We start from the raw sequence: 7,208 nt of genomic DNA, 5'->3' as shown, positions 1-7,208 counted from the left end.
GACATGCTCATCGCCTTCCGGCGAACCCGAATTACCGCCGTCACCGCAGGCCAGGCCACACTCGATCAATATCCCGCCATGCCCGTGACCAGCAGTTCAGCCGCCGCATAACTGCGAAACGTCAGGTACGCGCACGCAATGTTTACGACCTGACCACGCAGGAAACACGCGTGGAAACGGTGCCGCGGACAGAGATCGTGCCGCTCTTCGACGGAGTCGGCGCCGACAACCGGCCGACGTGGTACCGCCCGATGGTCGGCAGGCGCGAACAGAACGCGATCCTGCACTACCTGGAGAACGCACCATTGGTGCTGTCCTCGCGCGGGCGGACGGAGGACGAACTCGCGGACACCTCGGAACCGTCGGTGCCCATGGGCTTTCACACCGACGGCAGATGGATCTGGCCCAGCGCGGCGGCCTACTACTTGCGCGAACACGACGTCCCGCCGGTCCTCGAACTCGTCGATCACATCCGCCAGAACCGGTATGCGATTCCCGAGATTCCAGAGATCACCAAGAGCCGCGCGGCCGCGCTCGCCATGGGCAGGCCCTGGGATGAGTCCACAGTGGAGCAACGGTTCGACCGTGCGATGGAGCCGGTGCGCACGACGCTCAAGGACTGCATGACCAGCCCGCGGCACTATTCTCTGGGAACCCAAAAAGATCGGGCTTGGTGCATCGTCCGCGAAGGCGACTGTTACGCCGTTTACTGGGCTGACGGCGATACCCGACGTGACCGGATGGTGTTCACCGACGTGAACTACGCGGCCGCGTATCTGTCGGGCAGGCTGGTTTTCGAGCGAGCGAACCTGAAGGAAGCCGCCAACGCGGAAGCGCCTTCGCGGCAGCCCCGGCAGAGCGAAATCCCGGCGGCCACCCCGCCCGCGACCAACCGATCCGGCCTTCCCCCGATAACTGACGGGATGCGCGAAGAGGGCCGTCGGAATCCGGGTGGCTGGGTGTGGTGCGCCGACCCCGAACTGAACCCGCGCTATATCGAGGGCGTGCCGAACTTCGCGCTGCTGGGTGCGTACAAGGTCGACCGGGCGGGCGAGCTGACCGGCGAGACCTACATCAACAACGAGTACCGCCCCGGCCCGAGCAAACGCGGCTACCCCGAACCGCACACCGAATTCGAACTGGTGCTCAACTTCATCGCCGCGGGCTGGCTTCCACACCAGCGCATCCTCAGCGCCGCCCTGGACAGCCTGTTCATCCTGGACGTCGACAGCCCGGAAAAGCTCCGGATGGGCGTCGACGCCCGCGGAAGGCGGTTCCTCGTCGTCTACTCCTCCCCTCGCTACGCCCCGAGGGCAGGCGCGGGGACGATGCAGGCCGAGGGACGAACCCTTATGCCGCTGCTGGCCGGGGCCATCCTGGTCGTCAACCCGGGTGCGCAACTGGGCATCGAACTCTCCGGCGACGATCTCATCGCGACGGCTCGGACACCGCGATAGGCATCGGGTGATCGCTCACAGTCGCAGCCGGAATGAGTTTGCGGGATCGCGTTCGACCACGCTGCGCTATGTCCTACCGTGTGAGCCGCTGAGTCGGATCTGGGTAGGGGGTCTTGAGTGGACGGACTTGTCGTCCTGCTGCTCGTTGTCGTCGCGGCGGCCATAGGTGCGGTGATCGTGGGGCTCTGGCTGCGCAAGCGGAAGCCCGCGGTCGCCAAGAGCCCGGTCGACCCGTACGCGGACAACGATCACCACGCGATTCACGGTGATCCGCGCAAGCTGAAGGCCGGTGACCTGGTCGAGCTTCGCGGTGAGTCCTACTTGGTTCGAGGGACGCTCCGGCTCGATGAGGGTGGCTGGTCCTGGTCGGAGCACCTGCTCGAACAGACGAACGGCGAGCGGGTCTGGCTGTCGGTTGAGGAAGACCCCGAGATCGAGTTGGTCGCCTGGACCGAGCAGGACGTGGACTTGGCTCCGGGGGCGAAAACGCTTGCGTATGACGGCAGGCAGTACCGGTCCGACGAGTCGGGCAACGCGAAGTTCCGCAGCGAGGCGACCACCGGGCTCAACGCCGAGGGTGTCGTCAAGTACCACGACTACGCCGCCGGTGACTCGCTGCTGTCCTTTGAGGCCTACGGCGACGCCGACTGGGAAGCGTCGACCGGCGCGAAGCTGTCCATGTACGACGTGCGCATCTACCCGGCGAGCGCGGAATGAACAACAGCCGCAAACGCAAGAAGCCCCCTCCGCCGCCACCTCCCCCGGTGACGACGAAGCCGCGCTTCTGGTTCTGGATGGCGGGCATCCTCGGTGCCATCGCCGGGGTGATCGCCATCGCGATGCTCGCCCGCGGGACGACCGTGCGTGACTACGTCGACAACACCTACACCCGCGCGGCGAACCTCGACCGGGGTGAGGAGATCGCCTTCACCAGCGGGAACGCGCCGACAGTGGTGGCGGCGAACATCGCCGGGAAATGGAAGCCGGTCTCGCAGTACGCCGACGCGAGCGGGGTCTACCTGCGCTACAACGACGATATGGTGCTGGTGCGGCCACAGGGAAAGGGCAGCGTCATCCGGGTCGATGACGTGGAACGCGCCTACCGCACCTACCACTCGTCGGTCGGCGGGAACTGGGGCTGGACGTCCGGACACGGGGAGTCGTTCCGGGGCCGCGGTCCGGGGGCGGGCAAGTGAAGAAGGGCATCATCTGGACCTCCGTCATCGCGCTTGTCGTGTTCCTGATGGGCCTCGACGGGGGCTGGTGGTCGTCGAGCGACAACGACACCACGATCCCGACGCTGTCCGAGGCCGACGGCAAGGACCTGGTCGCGCGACTCGCGAAAGCCGCGGTGGCGCACGATGTCTGTTACGGCTGGGCGGTGAAGAACGGCTCCGGCAAAGTGATCACGTCGGGGTCGAACCGCGGCATCGACGTGTCGGCCGACGCCTGCCCCAGTTACGCGATCCTGATCAGCACGATCACCTACACGTCGCCGTCGAGCGAGTCGGAAGACTCCGCTTCGGTGACCGTGCAGACCTCGACCGACCTGCCTTCCCTGTACTCGTCCGACCTGTCCCTCGTGGGCGTGGACACCAAAGCGCTGCTTGAGGAACCGACCACGGCGACCGCCTACGGCGCCCTCGCGCTTCCCTTGCTGCTGACCGAGAAGGGCAAGGTCCAGCCGCTCGAAGCCGAGCAGGCCACCGCCATGCCCACGGCTGCGATCGGACGCCCCGGCTCCGACTTCACCGCCAGCCACCGCGGCGCGATCATCTCACTGTCGATCTTCGGTGGAGCGGCCCTGATCGGCCTGGTCATCGGATTCATCCTGCGCCGCAAGCGCAGCAAGGAAGGGTAGTCACCGTGTCCGACCTGCTCAACGGACTGCTCGGGACGCTGGCCTACGGGGCTGTCGGCCTGATCCTGATGACGCTGGGTTTCGTGCTCGTCGACGTCGCCACCCCCGGCAAGCTGCGCGACCTGATCTGGGTGGAGCGCAACCGCAACGCCGCGGTGCTGCTGTGCTCGGGCCTGCTCGGCATCGGCATCATCCTCACCACGGCCATCGTGATCAGCGACGACAACGTCACGGTCGGCCTGCTGAACACCGCGGTGTACGGCTTCATCGGCCTGGCCCTGATGAGCCTGTCGTTCGTCGTGATCGACGCCGTGACCCCGGGCAGCCTCGGCGAGGTCATCTGCACCGAGGAAGGCCACCCTGGGGTCTGGGTGTCGGCCACCGCGCACCTTGTCGTCAGCGTGATCATCGCCGCCGCGATCTCATGACCCGGACCCGGTCGGCCAGGATCGCGCTGCTGGCGACCGTGTTCGTGTGCGCGGCGTGCGGGCTGGTCTACGAACTCGCCCTCGTCGCGCTCGGCAGCTACCTGATCGGCGACACCGTCGGACAGGCGTCGATCGTCGTCTCGCTCATGGTGTTCGCCATGGGCATGGGCGCGCTGCTGGCGAAGCCGTTGCAGCGCAAGGCAGCCGCCGCCTTCGCGGCGGTGGAGCTGGTGCTCGCGCTCCTCGGCGGGCTCAGCGTGCTCCTGCTGTACGCGGCGTTCGCCTGGCTGAGCCTCTACACCCCAGCGCTCATCGCGATGGCGCTCGTCCTGGGCACGCTCATCGGCGCGGAGATCCCTCTCCTGATGGAGATGCTGCAGCGGATCCGCCGCCAGGAAGCGGGTTCCGCGGTCGCCGACCTGTTCGCCGCCGACTACGTGGGCGCGCTGCTCGGCGGGCTCGCGTTCCCGTTCGTGCTGCTGCCGCTGTTCGGCCAGATCGAGGGCGCGCTGGCGGTCGGCATGGTCAACGCCGTCGCCGGGCTCGGGCTGGTGCTGACCGTGTTCCGCGCCGAACTCGGCCGCCGGGCGAAAGCCATCCTCATCGGCTCGGCGGTGGTTGTCGGCGGCGTGCTGGTCGGCGCGTATGTCATGGCGGAGGACTTCGAGGTCACCGCCCGCCAGGCGCTCTACGCCGACCCGGTCGTGCACGCGGAACGCACGCCGTACCAGGAGATCGTGCTGACCGAGTCGATCGCGCTCGCGGGCACCCACGACGTGCGGCTGTTCCTCAACGGCGACCTGCAGTTCAGTTCGGTCGACGAGTACCGCTACCACGAGGCGATGGTGCACCCGGCGATGTCCGGGCCGCACGGCCGCGTGCTCGTCCTCGGCGGCGGCGACGGCCTCGGGCTGCGCGAGATCCTGCGCTACCCCGACGTCGAGCGGGTCACGCTGGTCGAACTCGACCCTGCGATCATCGACCTGGCCCGCACCGAGCCGCGGCTGACTTCGTTGAACCGCAACGCTTTCGCCGACCCTCGGGTGGCCGTGCGGACCGAGGACGCCTTCACCTGGCTGCGCGGCGCCACCGACCGGTACGACGTGATCATCGTCGACATGCCCGACGCCGACTCGACGGCGACGGCGAAGCTCTACTCGCTGGAGTTCTACGGCCTGGTCGAACGCGCTCTGGCGCCCGAAGGCCGGATGAGCGTCCAGTCCGGCTCGCCGTACTTCGCCCCCAACGCCTTCTGGTGCGTCGAGAACACCCTGCGGGCGGCCGGGCTCAAGACCGTGCCGTACGAGGTGTCGGTCCCCGCGTTCGGCGAGTGGGGCTTCCACCTCGCCGCCCGCGACACCGCACCCACGCTCACCCTGCCGCCCGGGATGCCGCTGCGCTCGCTGGACGCACCGACCCTGGCCGCCGCCACGGTGTTCCCGCCGGACCGCCGCAACGCGGGCGACCTGGCGGTGTCGACGCTGATGGACCCGGTGATCCTCCGCTACGCGCGCGAAGAGTGGACCAACTACTGACCTTGAGCCCGCTTTCGTTCCTCCGCTTCCGCGATCGCGACGCAGGCCGAGCACTGGGCGAAGTCACCTCGGGCGACGAGGTCGGCGACCAGGAGCGCGCCGCACAGGGCGATGCCGACCCGGGTGTCACTGGTGATGAAGGTCCGAGGCACGCCGTCGCGGGTCTGGCGAATGTGCCCGCGCCGGGCGTCGAGGATCGAGCGGCCCCAGTTCACGTGGTGCTCCTAGGCGAATCGGTGCTGTCCGTACCAGGACAGCGCGGTGTCGACGGTGACCGCCAACGCTGGGCATTCGGGACACAGCGGGCAGACGCACCACCAGCGGTGCAAGGTCAGTTCGGGGAATCGGTCGTCCTCGTGCTCGCCCCACTCGTGGGCACCGCTGTTGCAGTTCACGCAAAGCATCGGATCTCCCAAGTCGGTGTCGGGGGTTTCAACCGCCATCCGGCTTGGCGGGCGGTCGCACCGGAAGCAGTGAGTGGCTGATCTGGGTGCGGAGGCAACAGGACCGCCCACCGCACACCGTGCACCGACCCGAGGAGTCGAGAGCGTGGTCGCGCAGCGCGGCCAGGACCGCGCCGACCAGTCGGTGCGTCTCCATGCGGGCCAACGCGAGCACCTGGCTGTCGCTGCCGCACTGGGTGCCGGTCAGCAGCATCGCCAAATGGGTGCGCACGGTGTTGTCCAACATCGCCGCGGTTCGTGTGTCTGCTGCCATTGACACCCTCCTCGAATTCGGTGACATCAGCTTCACGGCCGGCGACAATTCATTGCAACTGCACGATCGGGCGATCTTCCTTGGCCTCGAACACTGTTTCGGATAGCGTTTTTGGTGTCTTATTTGCGCACACCGCAAGGGGGAATAGTGAATAGAACGAGGCTCGGAGTGAATTCGCGCGGACTCGGCGCGGAGCTGTGTCGGTACCGCAAGGACGCGCAGCTGACTCTGGAGCACGTGGCCGAGCGTCTCGGGACTTCCGCGAGCACTATCTGCAGGTTGGAGACCGGTAAACGAGAGCCGACACTGGAAGAAGTGTCCGCCATCCTGGCCATCGTCGGTGTGGTGGGCCCGGAACGAGACCGGTTGCTCGGCCTGGCAGTGGGGCGCTCGGGTGGCTCAGGGATGGTCGAGTACACGAAGTCGACCGTCCAGAGCCAGACGTATCTGTACTTCGAAAGCTATGCCACGGTGATCACGAATTTCCAGCTGATGCTGATCCCCGGGCTTGCACAGACCGCTGATTACGCGCACGCGGTCGTGTCAGCCATTCAGGTGGACGAAGGGGATGACGACATCGAGACGCGGATCGGCAAGCGGATGTCCCGCCAGAAGATTCTGACTCGCCGGACCCCGCCACAGCTGAATCTGATCCTGTGCGAACAGGCACTGCGCGCGCCGATCGGCGGCCCCAAGGTGATGGGCCGACAGGTTCGGCACCTGATCGACCTCGCCGACCGCGACAACGTCTCCCTTCGCGTGATCCCACGCGAAGTGGTCGCCCACCCGGGCCTGATGGGGCAGTTCGTGGTCATGGAGTTTGCGAAAGACCCAACAGTCGTGTTTGTCGAGGCGCGCACGACCGGCCTCTTTCGCGATGATCCAGATGAGGTCACCCTCTATAGGTTGACAGTGGAGAAGCTGTTGGAGGTCGCGTTGGACGAGCCCGGCTCGGTTGAGCTGACGCGGTCCATCGCGACGGACTTCGATGGAGGCTGAGTATGGAACATCGCTGGCGCAAGAGCAGCTACAGCGGCAACGACGCTGACTGCGTCGAACTGGCCCTGGCCGCCCCGCACGCCCTTGTGCGGGACTCCAAGAACCCGAACAACGGGTCGCTGAAACTGCCCACCACCGCGTTCACCGACCTGATCCGGGTCGCGAAGTCACACTGAACCGAATCGGCCCGTGCCACGTCGAAGTGGCACGG

The 7,208-nt window shown here is 66.9% G+C and carries 11 protein-coding genes; 8 read left to right on the top strand and 3 right to left on the bottom strand.

Annotation, left to right across the window (positions count from 1 at the left end; translation table 11 throughout):
* Nucleotides 1–170: 170 nt before the first annotated feature.
* The 6 genes from ACRDSQ_RS33020 (at nt 171) to ACRDSQ_RS32995 (ending at nt 5,281) form a co-directional block, all read left to right on the top strand.
* On the top strand, nt 171–1,457 hold the full coding sequence (locus ACRDSQ_RS33020; RefSeq protein ID WP_431426616.1) for a hypothetical protein: 1,287 nt from the start codon (nt 171–173) through the stop codon (nt 1,455–1,457).
* 117 nt (nt 1,458–1,574) lie between these two features.
* Complete coding sequence (locus ACRDSQ_RS33015) at nt 1,575–2,174, top strand: DUF4178 domain-containing protein (RefSeq protein ID WP_431426614.1); 600 nt, start codon at nt 1,575–1,577, stop codon at nt 2,172–2,174.
* Between the two features lie 47 nt (nt 2,175–2,221).
* A complete protein-coding gene (locus ACRDSQ_RS33010; RefSeq protein ID WP_431426612.1) occupies nt 2,222–2,653 on the top strand; it encodes a DUF4247 domain-containing protein in 432 nt (143 codons plus the stop codon).
* Nucleotides 2,650–3,318 (top strand): hypothetical protein, encoded by a 669-nt coding sequence (locus tag ACRDSQ_RS33005; RefSeq protein WP_431426611.1) that lies wholly within the window; start codon nt 2,650–2,652, stop codon nt 3,316–3,318. Before ACRDSQ_RS33010 ends, ACRDSQ_RS33005 begins: the two co-directional genes overlap by 4 nt.
* A gap of 5 nt (nt 3,319–3,323) precedes the next feature.
* The gene (locus ACRDSQ_RS33000) at nt 3,324–3,746 is read left to right on the top strand and encodes a DUF350 domain-containing protein (RefSeq protein ID WP_431426610.1); all 423 of its coding nucleotides are present in this window, start codon (nt 3,324–3,326) and stop codon (nt 3,744–3,746) included.
* On the top strand, nt 3,743–5,281 hold the full coding sequence (locus ACRDSQ_RS32995) for a polyamine aminopropyltransferase (protein ID WP_431426608.1): 1,539 nt from the start codon (nt 3,743–3,745) through the stop codon (nt 5,279–5,281). The genes ACRDSQ_RS33000 and ACRDSQ_RS32995 overlap by 4 nt, the downstream gene beginning before the upstream one ends.
* On the opposite strand, the gene ACRDSQ_RS32990 is transcribed toward ACRDSQ_RS32995, so the two are convergent.
* The 3 genes from ACRDSQ_RS32990 to ACRDSQ_RS32980 are packed head-to-tail and all read right to left on the bottom strand — an operon-like array spanning nt 5,275 to nt 5,998.
* Complete coding sequence (locus tag ACRDSQ_RS32990; RefSeq protein WP_431426606.1) at nt 5,275–5,496, bottom strand: hypothetical protein; 222 nt, start codon at nt 5,494–5,496, stop codon at nt 5,275–5,277. The two genes, ACRDSQ_RS32995 and ACRDSQ_RS32990, sit on opposite strands and share 7 nt — an antisense overlap.
* A gap of 9 nt (nt 5,497–5,505) precedes the next feature.
* A complete protein-coding gene (locus tag ACRDSQ_RS32985; protein WP_431426604.1) occupies nt 5,506–5,676 on the bottom strand; it encodes a hypothetical protein in 171 nt (56 codons plus the stop codon).
* Nucleotides 5,677–5,713: 37 nt separating this feature from the next.
* The gene (locus ACRDSQ_RS32980; protein ID WP_431426603.1) at nt 5,714–5,998 is read right to left on the bottom strand and encodes a hypothetical protein; all 285 of its coding nucleotides are present in this window, start codon (nt 5,996–5,998) and stop codon (nt 5,714–5,716) included.
* A gap of 114 nt (nt 5,999–6,112) precedes the next feature.
* Between ACRDSQ_RS32980 and ACRDSQ_RS32975 the strand changes: the two genes are divergently transcribed.
* Nucleotides 6,113–6,997 (top strand): helix-turn-helix domain-containing protein, encoded by an 885-nt coding sequence (locus tag ACRDSQ_RS32975; RefSeq protein ID WP_431426602.1) that lies wholly within the window; start codon nt 6,113–6,115, stop codon nt 6,995–6,997.
* A gap of 2 nt (nt 6,998–6,999) precedes the next feature.
* The gene (locus tag ACRDSQ_RS32970) at nt 7,000–7,173 is read left to right on the top strand and encodes a DUF397 domain-containing protein (protein ID WP_431426601.1); all 174 of its coding nucleotides are present in this window, start codon (nt 7,000–7,002) and stop codon (nt 7,171–7,173) included.
* The last annotated feature ends 35 nt before the right edge of the window (nt 7,174–7,208 follow it).

Origin of the sequence: Actinokineospora sp. (genome assembly GCF_050699995.1) — a bacterium.
Lineage (GTDB): Bacteria > Actinomycetota > Actinomycetes > Mycobacteriales > Pseudonocardiaceae > Actinokineospora.
Note: the sequence above shows the minus strand (reverse complement) of the source record. Positions and strands in the feature narration are given on the sequence as shown.